Source organism: Muriicola soli (assembly GCF_004139715.1).
GTDB classification, from domain to species: Bacteria; Bacteroidota; Bacteroidia; order Flavobacteriales; family Flavobacteriaceae; genus Muriicola; species Muriicola soli.
The window spans coordinates 2,536,066-2,553,969 of the sequence record NZ_CP035544.1 but is presented as its reverse complement, the minus strand read 5'-3'; the positions used below and the strand labels follow the sequence as shown (position 1 = coordinate 2,553,969).

At 42.5% G+C, this 17,904-nt stretch carries 16 protein-coding genes and 1 pseudogene; 8 read left to right on the top strand and 9 right to left on the bottom strand.

What is annotated here, in order from left to right:
- Nucleotides 1-40 precede the first annotated feature (40 nt).
- Both EQY75_RS11590 and EQY75_RS11585 read right to left on the bottom strand, forming a co-directional pair.
- Nucleotides 41-865 (bottom strand): T9SS type B sorting domain-containing protein, encoded by an 825-nt coding sequence (locus EQY75_RS11590; RefSeq protein ID WP_129606023.1) that lies wholly within the window; start codon nucleotides 863-865, stop codon nucleotides 41-43.
- Nucleotides 856-1,920 carry a hypothetical protein gene (locus tag EQY75_RS11585; RefSeq protein ID WP_129606021.1) on the bottom strand — a complete coding sequence of 355 codons (1,065 nt, stop codon included), beginning with the start codon at nucleotides 1,918-1,920 and terminating at the stop codon, nucleotides 856-858. Before EQY75_RS11585 ends, EQY75_RS11590 begins: the two co-directional genes overlap by 10 nt.
- A gap of 149 nt (nucleotides 1,921-2,069) precedes the next feature.
- On the opposite strand from EQY75_RS11585, the gene leuS reads away from it, so the two are divergent.
- The 3 genes from leuS to EQY75_RS11570 all read left to right on the top strand — a co-directional run bounded on the left by leuS (nucleotide 2,070) and on the right by EQY75_RS11570 (nucleotide 6,991).
- Nucleotides 2,070-4,904: a leucine--tRNA ligase gene (gene leuS, locus EQY75_RS11580; RefSeq protein WP_129606019.1), complete on the top strand. Its 2,835-nt coding sequence runs from the start codon at nucleotides 2,070-2,072 to the stop codon at nucleotides 4,902-4,904.
- A gap of 198 nt (nucleotides 4,905-5,102) precedes the next feature.
- Nucleotides 5,103-6,203, top strand: coding sequence for an alanine dehydrogenase (ald, locus tag EQY75_RS11575; RefSeq protein ID WP_129606017.1), 1,101 nt, complete (start codon nucleotides 5,103-5,105; stop codon nucleotides 6,201-6,203).
- A 92-nt stretch (nucleotides 6,204-6,295) separates the two neighbouring features.
- Nucleotides 6,296-6,991 carry a zinc metallopeptidase gene (locus EQY75_RS11570; RefSeq protein WP_129606015.1) on the top strand — a complete coding sequence of 232 codons (696 nt, stop codon included), beginning with the start codon at nucleotides 6,296-6,298 and terminating at the stop codon, nucleotides 6,989-6,991.
- Between the two features lie 45 nt (nucleotides 6,992-7,036).
- Here EQY75_RS11570 and EQY75_RS11565 read toward each other — a convergent pair whose 3' ends face one another.
- Together EQY75_RS11565 and EQY75_RS11560 are read right to left on the bottom strand one after the other, a co-directional pair.
- The gene (locus EQY75_RS11565) at nucleotides 7,037-7,507 is read right to left on the bottom strand and encodes an Lrp/AsnC ligand binding domain-containing protein (protein ID WP_129606013.1); all 471 of its coding nucleotides are present in this window, start codon (nucleotides 7,505-7,507) and stop codon (nucleotides 7,037-7,039) included.
- Nucleotides 7,508-7,554: 47 nt separating this feature from the next.
- Entirely contained in the window at nucleotides 7,555-8,928 is a 1,374-nt protein-coding gene (locus EQY75_RS11560) for a saccharopine dehydrogenase family protein (protein ID WP_129606011.1), read from the bottom strand.
- Between the two features lie 80 nt (nucleotides 8,929-9,008).
- On the opposite strand from EQY75_RS11560, the gene EQY75_RS11555 reads away from it, so the two are divergent.
- Both EQY75_RS11555 and pckA read left to right on the top strand, forming a co-directional pair.
- A complete protein-coding gene (locus EQY75_RS11555; RefSeq protein ID WP_129606009.1) occupies nucleotides 9,009-9,395 on the top strand; it encodes a DUF423 domain-containing protein in 387 nt (128 codons plus the stop codon).
- 65 nt (nucleotides 9,396-9,460) lie between these two features.
- Nucleotides 9,461-11,076: pseudogene (pckA, locus tag EQY75_RS11550) on the top strand (phosphoenolpyruvate carboxykinase (ATP)).
- A 55-nt stretch (nucleotides 11,077-11,131) separates the two neighbouring features.
- On the opposite strand, the gene EQY75_RS11545 reads toward pckA, so the two are convergent.
- From EQY75_RS11545 to EQY75_RS11535, 4 genes are read right to left on the bottom strand one after another with little or no spacing between them, the layout of a single operon-like run.
- Nucleotides 11,132-11,878 carry a uroporphyrinogen-III synthase gene (locus EQY75_RS11545; RefSeq protein ID WP_129606007.1) on the bottom strand — a complete coding sequence of 249 codons (747 nt, stop codon included), beginning with the start codon at nucleotides 11,876-11,878 and terminating at the stop codon, nucleotides 11,132-11,134.
- A gap of 5 nt (nucleotides 11,879-11,883) precedes the next feature.
- Nucleotides 11,884-12,249 carry a DUF4271 domain-containing protein gene (locus tag EQY75_RS14350; protein ID WP_281278433.1) on the bottom strand — a complete coding sequence of 122 codons (366 nt, stop codon included), beginning with the start codon at nucleotides 12,247-12,249 and terminating at the stop codon, nucleotides 11,884-11,886.
- Nucleotides 12,243-12,539: a DUF4271 domain-containing protein gene (locus EQY75_RS14345; protein ID WP_281278407.1), complete on the bottom strand. Its 297-nt coding sequence runs from the start codon at nucleotides 12,537-12,539 to the stop codon at nucleotides 12,243-12,245. The genes EQY75_RS14350 and EQY75_RS14345 overlap by 7 nt, the downstream gene beginning before the upstream one ends.
- On the bottom strand, nucleotides 12,539-14,203 hold the full coding sequence (locus tag EQY75_RS11535) for an ArnT family glycosyltransferase (RefSeq protein WP_129606005.1): 1,665 nt from the start codon (nucleotides 14,201-14,203) through the stop codon (nucleotides 12,539-12,541). The genes EQY75_RS14345 and EQY75_RS11535 overlap by 1 nt, the downstream gene beginning before the upstream one ends.
- Nucleotides 14,204-14,333: 130 nt before the next feature.
- Between EQY75_RS11535 and EQY75_RS11530 the strand changes: the two genes are divergently transcribed.
- From EQY75_RS11530 to EQY75_RS11520, 3 genes are read left to right on the top strand one after another with little or no spacing between them, the layout of a single operon-like run.
- Nucleotides 14,334-15,062 carry a polyprenol monophosphomannose synthase gene (locus EQY75_RS11530; RefSeq protein WP_129606003.1) on the top strand — a complete coding sequence of 243 codons (729 nt, stop codon included), beginning with the start codon at nucleotides 14,334-14,336 and terminating at the stop codon, nucleotides 15,060-15,062.
- A gap of 1 nt (nucleotide 15,063) precedes the next feature.
- Complete coding sequence (locus EQY75_RS11525; RefSeq protein WP_129606001.1) at nucleotides 15,064-16,401, top strand: dihydroorotase; 1,338 nt, start codon at nucleotides 15,064-15,066, stop codon at nucleotides 16,399-16,401.
- Nucleotides 16,398-16,802: a DUF4296 domain-containing protein gene (locus EQY75_RS11520; RefSeq protein ID WP_129605999.1), complete on the top strand. Its 405-nt coding sequence runs from the start codon at nucleotides 16,398-16,400 to the stop codon at nucleotides 16,800-16,802. Before EQY75_RS11525 ends, EQY75_RS11520 begins: the two co-directional genes overlap by 4 nt.
- A gap of 1 nt (nucleotide 16,803) precedes the next feature.
- Here the strand turns inward: EQY75_RS11520 and EQY75_RS11515 are convergent, their stop codons facing one another.
- Complete coding sequence (locus tag EQY75_RS11515) at nucleotides 16,804-17,823, bottom strand: NAD-dependent epimerase/dehydratase family protein (protein WP_129605997.1); 1,020 nt, start codon at nucleotides 17,821-17,823, stop codon at nucleotides 16,804-16,806.
- Between the last annotated feature and the right edge of the window lie 81 nt (nucleotides 17,824-17,904).

The window sequence follows — 17,904 nt, the reverse complement described above, 5'->3', positions numbered from 1 at the left end:
AAGCCGACCTTAGGAGAATATTATCATCCTGCCTTGCCCATCACCTCACCAGAGCAACATGACCCTGGTATATCTGATTTTCAATACGAACAGTATACCAGTAGTCTCCGGAGGGCAATAATTGGGCATTGTAACTTCCATCCCATATCAGGGGTTCTCCAGAAGAATTTTTAATCAATTTACCATAGCGATCAAACAGGTTGATCTCATAATTTGACAGGGAACTTATTCCTTGTACTTCAAAAATGTCATTGATGCCGTCTCCATTAGGGGTAAAGAATTTGGGCACCACCAGGTGGAAAAAATCTTGTGTGACATTGCTGCAGCTCGTTTCGCCTCTTACGGATATTGCATATAAACCTCCGGGTACGTTTTCAAAAATAGACTGATTTTGAAAGTTTACTCCATCGAGGGAGTATTCTACATCATCGGCAGCTGAAGTCAGTACTACGATATTGCCGTTTTCAGTGCGAATGTTTTCAATAACCGGTAAATCTACTTGGGTTACTTCAACGGTTTTTACATTAGAACAACCTCTTGGATCGGTGACCTCTACAGTATAAACACCTGCTTGGGAGACTGTAATTTCAGGAGTGGTCTCACCTGTACTCCACTGGTAACTAACCCCGGTCACCCCCGCCTGTAAAAGGACATCTTCATTTTCACAGAAGGAGATCATTTCATCATTTACATTCGGGAGGGGATCAATTTGAAGTGTTACCGGAGTTCTGCTCGTTGAGGGACAAAAGGCCTGTGTGGAAACAGCCTCTGCGTAATAGGTTCCTGCAACATCGGTGCTGTAGGTAATTGTATCCGCATCCAGTAAAGTACCACCGCTTGGAGCATCATACCAATTCACATCCACCCCGGGGGGACCCTTACCGTGAGCAGTCCATTCTCAATATTTGCACAGATCCTGATATCGCCGATACTGGACGGCGGCAAGGGGGTGGGAACAAAAACAATGTCAAAAGATTGTGAAATAACATTACAGAGGTTGTTGTTGATATTAATGAGATCCTCAGAAACCACCACCCGGTAGTATCTGCTGGCTGTTAGAACCGGAGTAGTATAAGAATCTGTGGTTTCACCCGGTATATCTGTCCATGTCGAATTATCTGAACTTTCCTGCCATTGGTAAAAATGATTGTTGAAAATACTAAAGTCGGGCGTGGCACTAAGAGTTAAACCCATCAACGGGCCATCCACATCGCATTGGTAAATCGAATTTCTATTTTGAGTATCGCTGATGGTAACCAGGTCTCCACAAGATCTGAAGGCAATATCGTCTATGGCCAGATCATTCCCGCAACCACCGCTGCCATTATTGATCATTTTAAGAATGACGGAAGACTGCCCGGGCAGTGTGGTAAATAACAATGCGTATTGTTCCCATTCGGCCGTTGTTTTGTCTTCAATATCGCCTGTGTCTCCGGTGGCCAGTAAATTAGTATCGGTACTGTCCCAAATTTGAAATTTAACGTTGATAGGAATACCATTGTTCGGGCAACCCACCCCGTTTCTCGGATGTAAATTGAGGAGCCAGGAAGAAAACTCATAGGACGTATTCTCACAAAGTCCGTTTATGGATCTGCGGTAAAATTCCCCGGCGGTAAAACTGGCATTAACAATAAAGGCCTTGCCATTGGTATCGTCGGGCGTATGATCCTGTATATTAAACCAATCAAAGTACCCTGCAGTATTACTTGCAATAGTATAGCTGCCGTCATCCGGTGGGCCATTGACGTAAGTGTATGTTGTGGTGCCTGCCGGCAGGGCTGGCCCATTGGTAAGGCCGGTTCCAAAGTCCTCTGTGAATATCGGGCTGCCCGAATTTCCCTGGCAAAACCCGAGTTGGGCGGTTCCACTTATGGAAACACTGCAAAAGGCAATAAAAAGGACCAGGGATAATCTTTTCATTTACTGATTTAAATATATACTATTTGGGCTTCACTTCGGTTTACAGAAACCGAACGTCTTTCCGAATCACATTATTGTTGTAGGGATAAGCTTTTACCTTTCGTGGAATACCCCTATTTTTGCCGCATTACAAAATGAATGAACAAAGGATGAGCTACGATTTCCGAAGGATTGAAGACAAATGGCAGGAATACTGGGCCAAAAATCAAACATTCAGGGCGGAGAACAAATCGGACAAGAAGAAATTCTATGTCCTTGATATGTTTCCCTATCCGTCGGGAGCAGGGTTACATGTTGGACATCCTCTCGGTTATATTGCCAGTGATATATACGCGCGTTATAAAAGGCATCAGGGCTACAATGTGTTGCATCCCATGGGATATGATTCGTTTGGCTTGCCTGCAGAGCAATATGCCATTCAAACAGGACAACATCCCGCAATTACCACAGCAGCCAATATCAAGAGATACAGGGAACAATTAGATCAGCTAGGTTTTTCATTTGACTGGAGCAGGGAAGTTCGAACATCAGATCCTTCATACTATAAATGGACACAATGGGTCTTTATCCAATTGTTTAATTCGTGGTACGACCGGGATTCAGACAAAGCCGAAAATATAAGCCTTCTGGAACAGCGATTGAGCAAGGAAGGGAATGAGAATATCAATGCCGTATGCGACGACGATACGCCAATCATAGATGCAGCCCAATGGAATAAGATGGACAAGGACGGGCAACAAAAGTTTCTATTGAAGTATCGCCTTACTTACCTTGCTGACACCGAAGTGAACTGGTGTCCGGCTTTGGGAACTGTCCTTGCCAATGACGAGATCGTCAATGGTGTTTCAGAACGGGGCGGGCATGCCGTTATGCGAAAGAAAATGACCCAGTGGAGTATGAGGATTACGGCATACGCGCAAAGGTTGCTCGACGGATTGAGCACCATAGACTGGCCTCAGCCACTCAAGGATGCGCAAACCAACTGGATAGGACGTTCAGTGGGAGCATCCCTCACTTTTTACACAGCAAAGAATAAAGAGATCACTTCCTCGTATCCGATAGAGGTTTTTACTACCCGACCCGATACAATTTTTGGAGTAAGCTTTATGACTCTTGCACCGGAGCACGAATTGGTAGAAAAAATAACAACCGAAGAACAAAGGGAAGAAATTGAAGAATATGTTGAAAAATCAGCTAAACGATCTGAAAGGGATCGAATGGCTGATGTAAAGACTATAAGCGGTGCTTTTACCGGTTCTTACGCGATTCATCCGTTTACCGGCGAAAGCATTCCCATATGGATTGGAGATTACGTCTTGGCAGGTTATGGTACCGGAGCGGTGATGTCAGTCCCTTGTGGAGATCAGCGGGATTACGATTTTGCCAAACATTTCAATATTCCCATCCCCAATATTTTTGAAGGCGTTGATATTTCTGAAGAAGCTTTTGCTGATAAGGACAATACCATTATTGGTAATTCTGACTTTCTGAATGGTTTGTCATATAAAAAAGCCTCTGACAGGATCATAAAGGCCATGGAGGAAAAGGGGATAGGAAAAGGGAAGGTAAACTTTCGATTACGGGATGCTGTATTCAGCAGACAGCGATACTGGGGCGAACCTTTTCCCGTGTATTATGTCAATGGAATTCCCAACATGATCCCTGAGTCCCGACTCCCTCTTACCTTGCCAGAGGTAGAGAAGTATCTGCCTACCGAAACTGGGGAACCTCCCTTAGGCAATGCTACGGAATGGGCATGGTGTACAAAAACGGAGAAAGTAGTTTCCAATGAGCAAATAGACCACAAGCAGGTCTTTCCGCTGGAACTCAACACAATGCCCGGGTGGGCCGGGAGTTCCCAGTACTTTAATCGTTATATGGATCCGGGTAATGACAAGGCTATTTTTTCTGATGAGGCTATCAACTACTGGCAGGATGTTGACCTTTATATCGGCGGAATTGAGCATGCTACTGGGCATTTGTTGTATTCTCGCTTCTGGCAAAAATTTATGTTCGATAAGGGCTGGGTAGTTAAGGAAGAATATGCACGAAAACTTATAAACCAGGGTATGATCCTCGGCACCAGTGCATTTGTTTACAGGGAGAAAGGAACCAATCGCTTTTTGTCCAGGGACCTTGTTGAAGGGAAAGAAGTAGACCCTATACACGCAGACGTTTCACTGGTCAATGCTTCTGACGAACTCGATGTTGAAGGATTTAAAAAGTGGAGGCCCGAATTTAAGGAGGCAGAATTTATCCTTGAGGATGATGTATTCCTGGTTGGACGGGAAGTGGAGAAAATGTCGAAGTCCAAGTACAATGTCGTAAACCCCGATTCTATTTGTCAGGAATACGGAGCCGATGCATTGCGACTTTACGAGATGTTTTTGGGGCCTTTGGAACAATCAAAACCATGGAATACAGCCGGTATAACGGGAGTGTACTCTTTTCTTAAGAAGCTCTGGCGTTTATTTCACTCTAATGAAAAAGGTGAATTTTATTTATCTGCAGACGCTCCAAAACAGGAATCGCTCAAGACACTCCATAAGACCATTAAGAAAGTAACTGAAGATATTGAAGCCTTTAGCTTTAATACTTCAGTATCTACTTTTATGATCTGCGTCAATGAACTTTCTGCTCAAAAGTGCCATTCGCGAGAAATTCTGGAAGCTTTAATAGTCCTCATCGCCCCTTATGCGCCCCACCTTTCGGAGGAATTGTGGGCTAAAGCAGGACATGATACCTCGGTTAGCACTGCGAGTTACCCAGTATTTGAAGAAAAATACCTTGTAGAGGATCAGAAAGAATATCCTATATCCTTTAATGGTAAGATGCGGTTTACGCTTACAATGCCACTGAGCCTGAGCAAGGAAGAAGTTGAGGCCAGGGTGCTTGGACATGAAAAAACGGAAGCCCAACTGGGCGGCAATAAGCCTAAAAAGGTGATTGTTGTTCCCGGTAAGATCGTAAACATTGTAGTTTAGTGTTGCTTACCCCCCCTATTTTTTATTCTTTATCTTTCAAAAATTGTAATTTTTAAATATTACCCCTCATAAATGAGGGGTTATTTTACAATTAATGATGTTTTTCCATAGTCTACCCCTGCAGTTCGTCGATTATTTTTCTCAAAGCAGATTTATAATTCCAAATTTGAGGAGACGAACAAACAAAAAAATTAAGACATGATCATTGGGGTACCTAAAGAAATTAAGAATAACGAAAGTCGGGTGGGGATGACCCCGGCAGGAGTTTACGAACTGGTAAAGAACCACCATAAGGTTTTTGTACAATCCACTGCCGGCGAAGGAAGTGGATTTTTTGATAAGGATTATCTGGAAGTAGGGGCATCGATTCTCGATACCATAGAAGAGGTCTACGCTTGCAGTGATATGATTGTTAAGGTTAAGGAACCTGTAGAACAGGAATACAGTCTTGTGAAGCAGGGGCAGGTTATCTTCACGTATTTCCATTTTGCTTCCAGCGAGACACTGACAAGGGCAATGCTTTCCAGTGGGGCAATTTGCATCGCCTATGAAACTGTTGAAGATTCAGATGGATCACTCCCATTATTAACTCCCATGTCTGAAGTTGCCGGAAGAATGGCTGTACAACAAGGTGCAAAATACCTTGAAAAACCCAAAAAGGGCAGGGGAGTTTTACTAGGGGGCGTTCCCGGAGTGGCCCCGGGTAGGGTACTTGTTCTAGGGGCCGGTACTGTGGGAACTCAGGCTGCTAAAATGGCAGCTGGTTTAGGGGCACATGTAACCATCCTTGATATTAATATGAAAAGACTTCGCTACATCAATGATGTTATGCCCAGCCATGTAGTCACTGAATACTCTAATGAATTTAATATCAGAAAGCACATACAATCTCATGATCTGATAATCGGTGGGGTTTTGTTGAAAGGCGCCAAGGCACCAAACCTGATCACCAGGGAGATGCTTAAATTGATGAGGCCTGGAACCGTTATCGTGGATGTGGCGGTTGACCAGGGGGGTTGCGTAGAAACCACAAAGCCAACAACCCATGAAGACCCTATCTATATCATTGATGATGTAGTACATTATTCAGTGGCCAATATGCCCGGGGCTGTCCCTTACACTTCAACCGTTGCATTGACCAACGTAACTTTACCCTATGTACTGGCTTTAGCAAATAAAGGATGGTATAGGGCCTGCGAGGAAGACGAGGCGTTACACAAAGGATTAAATATTATAGAGGGGGAAATAGCTTATAGTGAAATAGTTGAAACCTTCGGATGGGAAGAGATTCTCGCTTAAATAAGTACATTTTGTCAGTTTGAATTACCCCGTCAGAATTGGCGGGGTTTTTGTTGTGTTATTCGTAAATTTAAATTCTAAAGACAAAGATTATGATGACCTATTATATATTGTTGGGAGCCATTGCGCTGGTAAGCTGGTTGGTAAGCAGCAAGTTAAAAAGCAAATTCAAGCACTACTCTAAAGTACACCTGAGGAATGGGATGAGCGGAGCTGAAATTGCTGAGAAAATGTTGGCAGATCACGGGATAAGAGATGTTAAGGTAGTGTCCACGGCAGGTATGCTGACAGATCATTACAATCCCACAAATAAAACCGTAAACCTGAGTGAAAGCGTCTACAATCAAAGAAATGCTGCTTCTGCGGCTGTAGCAGCTCACGAATGCGGACATGCAGTTCAACATGCCCAGGCCTATGAATGGTTGACGATGCGCTCCAGGCTGGTACCGGTGGTAAGTGTCACTTCCGGAATGTCTACCTGGGTGGTCTTCGGCGGAATTATGCTCGGAGCTGCTGCCGGAGTTGGATTTGGTTATTACGTGGCTATTGCCGGATTGATTATGATGGGTCTTGCTACCCTCTTCAGTTTTATTACCCTTCCTGTTGAATACGATGCGAGTAATCGTGCTCTTGCGTGGTTAAAAAAAAGGAATATGGTGACACCCGAAGAGTACAAAGGATCTGAAGACGCCTTAAAATGGGCCGCCCGAACCTATCTTGTTGCAGCCATAGGATCTCTTGCTACCCTGGTTTATTGGGGACTACAGGTGCTCGGAGGAAGGGATTGATCCTGGAAAAAATTGTACACAACCCGGGTAGCATCCCGGGTTTTTTTATATCGTTATTTGTCGGTCGATCTGTTGATCCAGAGAAATAAAGGTCTCTGTCCGTGACACTCCTTCTATTTGCTGAATATTCTTATTGAGGACATACATCAGATGTTCATTGTCCTTGCAAAGCACCTTGATAAGAATGGACCAGTTGCCCGTGGTGTAATGACATTCAAGTACCTCAGGGATTTTTTCCAGGGCCTTAACCGCTCTGGGATTGCTCATGGCCTTGTCTAGAAAGATTCCGATATAGGCCATTGTGGTATATCCGAGCACTTTAGGATTAATTACAAATTTAGAACCGGCAATAAGTCCCGATTTTTCCAGTTTGCGAAGGCGTTGATGAATGGCGGCACCCGAAATCCCTATGTTTCTGGCAATCTCAAGGATGGGCTTCCTCGCATCTGACATCAAGAACTTTAGAATTTTTTTATCGATCCCGTCTATTTTTACTTTATCGTTAGCAGACGCCATATTCTTATTTTAATTATCGATAAATATACTATTTCTCCTTACAATTCTTAACCTGCTACCGAGTCTGGATTATATCCTAAATAAGGCACCTCGTATTCTTTAAAAATTACCCCATAGGATTCCAATTCTTTTAGAATAGGTTGATAAACTTCTTTTTGCAAAGGGATCTGTACCCCGGGAGTTATAATCTTGTTATTGAGGATGAGCAGGGTCGCTATAGCCACAGGCAGTCCTACTGTTTTGGCCATAGCCGTATGCGTCCTGTTTTGCCCTATAACTACCATATTTGAGTCAATCTGATGTTTTTTCCCTTTAAGTTCATAGCCAAACTTGTGGTACATAACGATCATATCCTTCTCGTCTTCTTTTAAAGTCCATTGATCTTCCAGTATTTTCTGAAGCATTTGTGCAGGGGTGGCGTTTTTTAGGCCCACAGTTTTTTCGGGATTAAAAATATCGAGTTCCACCAGCTTTTTCCACATAATGTCGTCCTGATCAATTTTAAGGTAATGACGCAGCTTTAATTCTACAGAATCTGTGGGAGAATAGGGCAGGAATAAATTGGTAAATTCCCGGTATGACATTGTCTCTGATTCCTCAATCTGATAACTGTCATCAGTCATCCCCAGTTGTACGAACATATTCCAGGCTTTTGAAAAACCAACGCGCCTCATCGTACCCCGATAAAGAGTAAGGGCATGGTGAAGGCCATAAGCTTCCCTGTAATTGAGGGAATCCCGATTCGCATAGGCCTCAAAAGTCCCGTAGCCCGGAATTTCCATAAATTCTGTCCGCCTGAATAACTTGTGGTAGGGGATGTATTTATAAGTTCCTTCCTGAATAAATTTTGCTGCACCGCCCTGCCCCGCCAGAACTACATTTCTGGGGTTCCAGGTGAATTTATAATTCCAGGTATTATTATCGCTTTCCGGTGCTACCAGTCCTCCGGTAAAAGACTCAAAAAGAAGCATTTTTCCTCCATTATCTCTGATTTTGTCAATGATCTGCATAGCACTCATATGGTCAATGCCCGGATCAAGACCAATTTCATTCATAAAAATAAGACCTGCCTTTTTTACCTTTTCTTTCATGGCGGCCATTTCCTTACTTATATAGGATGCGGTGACTAAATTTTTCCGGTGAATAAGACAATCTGACGCTACGGCTTGATGCAGACGCGCAGGGAGCATGGAGATAACGATATCTGATTTTTCAATTGCCTTGGACCTCGCTTTCGCATCGGCAATATCGAGTTTTAGTGGGGTACAACACGAGTGGTCTTTTATAGTCGCGGGAATCCTTTCAGGATACAGGTCGGCAATAGTGAGATGCAGGGATTCACTTTCTGATTTTTCCTTAAAATAATCCAGGAGATAGGAAGTTGACTTCCCTGCTCCGAATATTAAAATATTACGCCTCATTCTTATTTTTTACCTTTGAATACATAAAAATACTAAGGTATCAATTTGTTACATTTATAAGAATTAGCTGGCTTTAAGTTATGAACAGAACAATTCTACTTGTCGGGGTTTTATTTGGAATTTCTGCTGTTATTTTGGGGGCTTTCGGGGCTCACGGCTTAAAAGAAGTCATAAGTGAATCCTCTCTCAATAGCTACGAGACTGGTGTGACCTATCAGATGTACCACGCTTTATTTCTGCTTTGGTTGGGATCAACCACAAGACTGTCGGAAGCCCATAAAAGATGGATCTTTTGGTGCGCTGTTTTAGGGATCCTTCTGTTTTCTTTCTCTATCTATTTCCTCGCTACAGACAGCCTTAATTCAATAAATTTTAAAAGCATCGCCTTTGTAACTCCACTGGGAGGTGCATTTCTGATTACAGCATGGCTTTTATTGGGTTATCGCATTTTTAAGTACTTCAACTAAAGATGCCTTTTTATTGTGGCAAGCTCCAATAATTTTCTAGTTTTGTGCTACTAAACGTAAACTTTATGCCGTCATCTGACTCAGTTACGCAAACGATTTCGTTAAGATCTTATGGGATTCTTAGTAAACAGGTTCACTATCAATTAAATCCGGATGATCTTCACAGGATTACTCTCGAAAAAGGAATGGGTAAAGAAGCCTCTTCGGGTGCTTTGGCCGTTAATACCGGAGAATTTACCGGAAGATCTCCACAGGACCGTTTCATCGTAAAAGATGCCATCACCGAGGATAAAGTTTGGTGGGGATCTATCAACAAACCATTCGAACCGAAAAAATTTGATGAACTTTACGATAAGGTAACCGCTTACCTCTCGGATAAAGAGGTTTTTGTACGCGATTGTTTTGCGTGTGCTGACAAGGACTATCAGCTTGGAATCAGAGTAATAAACGAGTATCCCTGGTCCAATTTATTCGCCTATAATATGTTTATCAGGCCATCCGATTCCGAACTGGAATCGTTTGAGGCTGATTGGTTAGTGGTGAATGCTCCCGGATTTATGGCCAATGCCGAGACTGCGGGTACCAGACAACACAATTTTGCGATACTAAATTTTACACGAAAAATAGCCTTGATTGGCGGTACGGGATACACAGGGGAGATTAAAAAAGGGATCTTTTCTGCCTTGAATTTCCTGCTTCCTACTTATCAGAATACCCTTCCAATGCACTGCTCTGCCAATGTAGGCGATGAAGGAGATACGGCTATTTTCTTTGGCTTGTCAGGAACCGGGAAGACTACCCTCTCTACTGATCCTGACAGACGTCTGATCGGGGATGATGAGCACGGATGGACCGGGGAAAACGGCATTTTTAATTTTGAAGGTGGTTGCTACGCCAAAGTGATAAATTTATCCGAGGAGAACGAACCCGGTATTTTCAAGGCGATAAAAAAAGGAGCAATCCTTGAAAATGTAATCATGAATGAGCAGGGGGATGTGGATTTCACGGATACGAGCATAACACAGAACACCCGGGTAAGCTATCCGCTTTACCATATAGATAATACCCAGGCACCCTCAATTGGGAAAAACCCCAAGAATATATTCTTTCTAACTGCCGATGCCTTTGGGGTCTTACCCCCATCAGCAAACTAACGCCAAGTCAGGCTGCATATCATTTTATATCCGGATATACGGCTAAAGTTGCCGGGACGGAGGCTGGTGTTGTAGAACCTATCCCTTCTTTTTCGGCCTGTTTCGGGGCACCGTTTATGCCGTTGCATCCTACTAAATACGCTGAAATGCTCAGCAAGAAGATGAAGGAATCAGGGGTAAATGTCTGGCTTGTCAATACCGGTTGGACCGGCGGGCCTTATGGGGTAGGGACCAGAATGAAGCTCAAATATACCCGGGCCATGATTCATGCTGCTCTTAGTGGGGCTCTTGGACTCTATTCATACGATACCTATCACATACATTCAGTATTCGGGGTAGCTCAGCCCAGATCGTGTCCGGGCGTTCCCACTAGTGTGCTTAGTCCGCGAACAACCTGGAACGACGACGAAGCCTATTATAAGACCGCCTTTAAATTATCCAATGCGTTCCGCGAAAATTTCGTGAAGTTCGAATCTTATGCGAACGAGGAAATCCGAAGGGGAGGCCCCCAGCGTTACGGATTTTAAGACAGCATTGAAGAGAGACTAGGGTAGTAATTTAATCACCCAAAAAAGTGCGTGTTTATTTCTTATTGACGCTTGTGATGTACTTCTGCAGCGCCATGGTCATAGAAGGAGTTTCGGGAGTAGGCGCCTTTATATCGATGCGCAGACCCGCCTCCGTAGCCGCTTCAATAGTAGAATTGCCAAATACGGCTATCCTGGTGTTGTTCTGTTCAAAGTCGGGAAAATTCTTCAACAGCGATTCTATTCCGGACGGACTAAAGAAAACCAAGACGTCGTAATATACATTTCGAAGATCGGAAAGATCGCTTATTACGGTTTTGTAAAATATACCCCTCGTCCAATTGAGTTTCATTTCATCAAGGGTTTCGGGGACAATCGATTTCAGTACGTCCGAAGAGGGAAGTAAAAATTTTTCTTCTTTGTACTTTTTAAACAAAGGCTGTAGATCGACAAAATTGCGTTTCCCAACATAAATCTTTCGCTTACGGTAGACAACGTACTTCTGGAGGTAATAGGCAACTGCTTCCGATTGACAAAAGTATTTCATGGAATCAGGCACCTTAAACCGCATCTCCTCCGCGATTCTGAAAAAATGATCTACGGAGTTCCTGCTTGTCAGGATGATAGCCGTAAATTCTTTGAGATCTATTTTTTGCTGCCTTACCATTTTGGCAGCCACTCCTTCGACGTGAATAAAAGGTCTGAAGTCTACCCTGACATGTTCTTTCTCAATGAGACGGAGGTAGGGAGAGTTTTCCATCTTAGGTTCAGGCTGAGATACCAAAATCGTTTTGACTTTCATAGACATCAAACTTTAAGAGTATTCACAATAATGATCAAAGGGGCAATTTCGAGTGCGCAAAGGTACAAAATAAAATAGAAAAAGTAGGAAGTAAGGAACTTAAGATGTGTTTTAATTATCGTTATCCAGCCTATGGTCAAAATCAATAAAATCAGTGCGATCCCAATAGAATAGATGGTTTTAGAATCGATAAAAACGTAACATAGCAGCAGATTAACAAGAAACATCACAAGTCCGCTGTAATTGAGATAGGAAATTTTTTTAAAGATGATATCAGTGATGATCGACTGCGAATTAAAGATGGCACTGCTACCGAGTTGCATAATTATTTTAGCAAACAGGAATAGAAACAAGAGTCCGGTAATCAGCACAAACAAAAGGGGGAGGAAATGACGTCCTCCGGCTGATAAAGGCTTATCCCGATATAGAGGAAAAGGGATAAATTAAGTAAGAGGAAAACCGTGAAAAAAATATGAAACCAATTCATCAACTTGTCCTTTTTGTTGTAGAGAAAAATGTATTTGTTATTGAATGGCAAGATGATAAAGTTCAGGAATCGCCCATAGAACAAACTCTTCGCAAGCACAAGAAAAAATGCGCTTGAAAAAATAATGATGGTAATCCAATCCGTACCTGTAGTTTCCCTGAGTATGGGGTCCATTAGTCTATTTCTGTTTTAATTCCATTTAGCCCCCATCTCAATCCGTTTTCCGAAATTACAATTTTAACATAAGCAACCTCTTCAATGGGGAGTTCGGGCATGAGGAATTGAAATTTACGGTGAGCTTCTGAGGCTATCAGAGGACTATAGTCTTCGGAGGGCTCTGCTTTTATCGGAATCACTTCAATTAGCTGTTTATACGAATCCAATAAGGCCAGTCCAAATTCAAGTTCATCATTCGGAACAGCAAAGGGATATGGATTGTATAAATCGAAGATGACTGGTATTTCAGTATCCATACTGCTAATATTGATAATTTCCGTTCTCAGTTTTCTATAGGAAATAAAAGGATCTTTATACACCCCATAAAATAGGGTACTGTCTGGCATAGTGAAAGAAATATCCCTGTCTGGCAGGTATTTTGAGACATAAAGAACTCTTTTTCCCCTTACCGTCTCCTCGGTCTTGTCAATAGAATATTGATTTTCACGATACCACACATTGTTAAGAGAAAAAGAAATATTTCCCGAATAGAACGAAAACATGGGGGACATCCTGTAAGAGTTTTCGAAAACCACGGGAATATCTCCCACTTGCGAAGTTATTTCCTTGGTCCATGTTTTATTTCCATGAGTTTCAAAAACCACAGGGAAGAGCGGTTCGTAAACCAATCCTACTCTCAAAAAAAATAAAATCAGAATATTTAATAATCCCATCCTAAAGATCCATTTTCGGGTCTGACCATGGTTCAACATATAGTTGTATACCAAAACAGCAGCCGGAATACAAATAACAATAATCCACTGGGTCTGTACCCTGCGTTGAAAACTGGATACAAGGAAGAAGATGAGTACCCCATAGGCAACAAAACGGAGCGCACGGGGGAAGAGCCCATCATCGTTGTTTTTGAAAAGCGCTTGATAGATCCAATAGAAAGTAAGGCCAAAAATGGCGATCAAATTAATGATATAACCGAGGGTAAAGTCAAAAAACTCGTAAGGCCTGTTTGGTCTTTCAAAAAGGTGATAATTAACGGATACAAAGTCGTGTTCATACAGCCAATAAAAATGAGGTCCATAACACAAAAGTGATACCGCTACCGCCATCCAGGCATAGGGATTGCTCAATAATCGAAGATTAGAAAGCAGTACAAAGAATATGACCAGGAATGCGTGGTACTTGCTGTACATTAGAGCTGCCATGACAATCCCTAAAAAGAGTGCAGCCAGAAAACCAGGATTTTTCAGGAAGTAGCTGTAAGCCAAAAAGAAGAGTGCTGTAAAGAAAAGCAAGGGCGTATCCGGCAACATTAAAAAGCCATAGGCATGAACCAGAGTCATAGAAAGTATCAGCACGAAAAAATGGGAAACGTAATCCCTTTTTTTTGGGTGGTCCACCAAAACCCAAATGATGCTCATTGTCCCTATACTAAGTACGCAACTTAAAAATCGTATTCCGAGTTCACCCTCAAAAAAAACACTTCCCAGAGCTATGAGCCAGGCCACCATTGGGGGATGGTCAAAATATCCCCAAGCGAGATCCTTGGCGTAGTACCAGTAATAGGCTTCATCAAAAAGCAGTTGCGTAAAATTTGCCTGAAGTAGGTTCAGGATAAATATGGCAAGTAGGAAATACAGAAATAGTCCCGGAAACTTTTGTTTCATTCTAATTCAAATACGCCGCAAAATTACAAATAATCACATCTAACTCTTTGCTAAATGCGACAAGAAAAATTTATTTCCTGTCTGATACAGTCGTTTGAAAGCCTTATTTTTGCTCAATTTCCTTTATTTGATGACCGATAGTTTAGTAATTATTCCATCCTACAATGAAATTGAGAATATAGAGGCCATAATTGAGGCTGTGTTCGAACTTCAAAAGGATTTCCATGTATTGGTGGTAGATGACAATTCCCCTGATGGAACCGGAAATGCTGTCAGAGCATTACAGAAAAAATTCGCTGGAAAACTCTTTCTGGAAGAACGTACAGAGAAATCCGGTTTGGGTACTGCCTATATTCACGGGTTTAAATGGGCTTTACAGAGAGAATACCTTTTTATTTTTGAAATGGATGCCGACTTCTCCCATAGACCCACCGACCTGGCTCGATTATACAGGGCTTGTGCCAACGGGGCCGATGTGGTTGTAGGATCCCGGTACAAAAAAGGAGTAAACGTCGTAAACTGGCCACTTTACAGAATCCTTCTTTCTTATGGGGCTTCCTTCTACGTTAAGATCATTACAGGGATGCGGGTACACGACCCAACAGCGGGTTTTGTCTGCTATAGACGTAAAGTACTTGAAGCTCTGGATCTTGATTCGGTTAAATTTATAGGCTATGCCTTCCAGATAGAGATGAAATACAGGGCATATCTGAAAAGATTTAAAATTGAAGAGGTCTCTATTATCTTTACTGACCGGGAAAAAGGAAAATCAAAAATGAGTTCCTCCATTATTTGGGAAGCGGTATTTGGGGTAATCAGCATGAGGATTAGCAGCCTTTTTAACAGAAACGGTTTTTAATATGAGGAAGATATTAATAAAGAACGCTTTATTGGTCAATGAAGGGACCACCCAGGAGGCAGATTTGTTGATAGATGGCGAGAGAATATCTAAAATCGCCTCGTCTATTACCTGTGAAGGAGCGCTCACCATGGATGCGGAGGGGAGTTATCTGCTGCCCGGTATCATTGACGACCAGGTCCATTTCAGGGAACCCGGGTTAACCCATAAAGGTTCCATTTCTACAGAAAGCAGGGCTGCTGTTGCCGGTGGGATAACTACCTTTATGGAACAGCCCAATACTAATCCCCAAACGACCACCATAGAGAAGCTTGAAGCAAAGTTTCAGCTGGGAGCACAGTTTTCATACGCCAACTATTCCTTCCTTTTTGGAGGGACAAATGACAACCTTGAAGAACTGAAAAAACTTGATAAAAACGCTTGTTCCGGGGTTAAACTTTTTTTGGGCTCTTCCACGGGGAACATGTTGGTAGACGACGAGCAAGTATTGGAACAGATTTTCCGTAACACCGAATTGGTTATATCGGCGCATTGCGAGGACGAGTCTACGATAAGACATAATCTCGAAAAGTATAAAAGTGAATTTGGAGAGGATATTCCTATACGATGTCATCCAATGATCAGAAGTGAAGAGGCTTGCTACCTCTCCTCCTTTAAGGCGGTAGCATTAGCAAAAAAAACCGGAGCACGCCTGCATGTTTTTCACTTGTCCACTGCAAAAGAACTTGAGCTTTTCACCAATGAAATTCCTCTAAAAGAAAAGAAGATCACAGCAGAGGTGTGTCTTCATCACCTTTGGTTTTCAGAGGAAGACTACGAAAAATACGGAACACATATCAAATGGAATCCGGCGATAAAGAAATCGACTGACAGGGAGGGACTGTGGAAAGCCTTATTGGATGATCGCATTGATATAGTTGCCACAGATCACGCTCCCCATACTCTTGAAGAAAAAGACCAGGCTTATCTGAAAGCCCCGTCAGGAGGACCGCTGGTGCAACACGCCTTGCCTGCAATGATGCAGAAAATGCTTGAAGGGAAGATAAGTCCGGAGATCATGGTCACGAAAATGTGCCATAATCCTGCCATACTTTTCGACATTAAAGAAAGAGGGTACCTGCGAGAAGGGTATTATGCAGACCTTACAATAGTCAATCCCAACGACCCCTGGGAAGTAAAAAAAGACAATCTTTATTACAAATGCGGCTGGTCACCTTTTGAAGGGACTTCTTTTAAATCTAGAGTTACCCATACCTTTGTCAACGGACACCTGGCGTATGATAATGGAATTTTTTCCAAAGAAAAGCGAGCAAAGCGACTTACATTTGACCGATTATGAAAATCAAGATTCTCGCTTTAGTGGTATTAATCTTTCTCGGTTCATGCGCTGAAAAGCTCATCGAAAAACCTGATGATCTGATCCCTAAGGAAAAGATGACTCAACTTTTGTTTGACCTTGCCATCCTAAATTCGGCTAAAGGCACAAACAAGGCAATTTTGGAAGTCTACTTTGACAATCCAACCACCTTCCTTTTTAACCAATACGGGGTAGATAGTCTGCAATTTGTCAAAAGCGATATATACTACGCTTCCCAGCCCTTAGTTTATGAGTCGATTTACAAAGAGGTTGCTGCCAGATTGGAAGCAGAAAAATTAAAAGTGGAGGAAAACAGACAGAAGAGAAATGACAGTCTGATAAAAAGAAGCCGGAAGATAAAAGACTCTATATCAGAGAAATAGTTCACTTAAATGCCTCAGGGTATCTGCTTTTAAAATAGGCACAGGAAGATGCAATACACTTTTGCAGATCTGAGAATTCAAAACCAATTGTTTTCTCAATTTTTTCTGAGGAATACATCCGCTGCGTCTTTAAGGAATTCACCGTATCTCGTGTAAGTCTTCTTTTTGTTCTCAGGAAGTAATGACTAAACCAGTCCAGTCTCCAACCGATCTCCATCTGCCACATAGGTATTTGTTTAGAAGGTGCGTCCAGTCCGAATGAATTACTGATCTGAACCAACAAGTTCTTAAAACTCATGTTCTCGCTAATGGTGATAAATCTTTCATTGTAGACTTCGGATTCCATGAGCATATACATTGCCGAAGCCACATCCTTGACCGCAACAAAGCCGGTTCCTCCCGGAAAATATCTTTGAATTCCCTTAGCAGTTTTTGCAAAGAATTTCAAGCTGCCCTGGTTCCAGTTTCCCGGGCCGAGAATAACCCCGGGATTCACGATAACGACCTTGAGTCCTTCCTGTGATCCCCTCCAGACTTCCATTTCGGCAAGATGTTTCGACAAGGCATAAACACTGGTTTCGGATTCCAGCCAATCATTTTCTTCAGTCACAACAGCTTGATGAGTCCCTCTGCCCACAGCCGCGATAGAACTTACATAGCAGAGCTTCTCAACCTTATGCGCCAAACACAGATTTACAATGTTCGCGGTGCCTTCAAAATTAGTTTTTTTTAAAGCTGACCAGGCAGCCGGGTTAAAGGAGATCATAGCAGCGGCATGGTAAACCTGAGTAATTCCTTTAAAAGCAATTTCAAGGGAGGGAACATCCGTAATATCGGCTTTAATCCATGTAATCCTTTGATAGAGTGAATTGGCCTCGTCCGAATAATGCTTGAAGATTGATATAGTCTCCAGCAGGGACTCCTCTGAACGGTAAATAGCCTTAACGCGTTTGTTTTCACTGAGCAAATGAAACAGCAAATGTGCTCCAACCAATCCTGTACCTCCAGTCACTAGAATCATGGGTCTAAAGTACTTAAAACTGACCGATTTATTTACAAATACATCGGTTTGGCTCCATGGTATTTCTTTTATCTTTGCATC

Excerpts from the sequence above, each read along its gene's own strand:
- EQY75_RS11585 (WP_129606021.1), bottom strand. The coding sequence starts at position 1,920 with ATGAAAAGATTATCCCTGGTCCTTTTTATTGCCTTTTGCAGTGTTTCC.
- leuS (WP_129606019.1), top strand. The coding sequence starts at position 2,070 with ATGAGCTACGATTTCCGAAGGATTGAAGACAAATGGCAGGAATACTGG.
- ald (WP_129606017.1), top strand. The coding sequence starts at position 5,103 with ATGATCATTGGGGTACCTAAAGAAATTAAGAATAACGAAAGTCGGGTG.
- EQY75_RS11570 (WP_129606015.1), top strand. The coding sequence starts at position 6,296 with ATGATGACCTATTATATATTGTTGGGAGCCATTGCGCTGGTAAGCTGG.
- EQY75_RS11565 (WP_129606013.1), bottom strand. The coding sequence starts at position 7,507 with ATGGCGTCTGCTAACGATAAAGTAAAAATAGACGGGATCGATAAAAAA.
- EQY75_RS11560 (WP_129606011.1), bottom strand. The coding sequence starts at position 8,928 with ATGAGGCGTAATATTTTAATATTCGGAGCAGGGAAGTCAACTTCCTAT.
- EQY75_RS11555 (WP_129606009.1), top strand. The coding sequence starts at position 9,009 with ATGAACAGAACAATTCTACTTGTCGGGGTTTTATTTGGAATTTCTGCT.
- EQY75_RS11545 (WP_129606007.1), bottom strand. The coding sequence starts at position 11,878 with ATGAAAGTCAAAACGATTTTGGTATCTCAGCCTGAACCTAAGATGGAA.
- EQY75_RS14345 (WP_281278407.1), bottom strand. The coding sequence starts at position 12,539 with ATGGACCCCATACTCAGGGAAACTACAGGTACGGATTGGATTACCATC.
- EQY75_RS11535 (WP_129606005.1), bottom strand. The coding sequence starts at position 14,203 with ATGAAACAAAAGTTTCCGGGACTATTTCTGTATTTCCTACTTGCCATA.
- EQY75_RS11530 (WP_129606003.1), top strand. The coding sequence starts at position 14,334 with ATGACCGATAGTTTAGTAATTATTCCATCCTACAATGAAATTGAGAAT.
- EQY75_RS11525 (WP_129606001.1), top strand. The coding sequence starts at position 15,064 with ATGAGGAAGATATTAATAAAGAACGCTTTATTGGTCAATGAAGGGACC.
- EQY75_RS11520 (WP_129605999.1), top strand. The coding sequence starts at position 16,398 with ATGAAAATCAAGATTCTCGCTTTAGTGGTATTAATCTTTCTCGGTTCA.
- EQY75_RS11515 (WP_129605997.1), bottom strand. The coding sequence starts at position 17,823 with ATGATTCTAGTGACTGGAGGTACAGGATTGGTTGGAGCACATTTGCTG.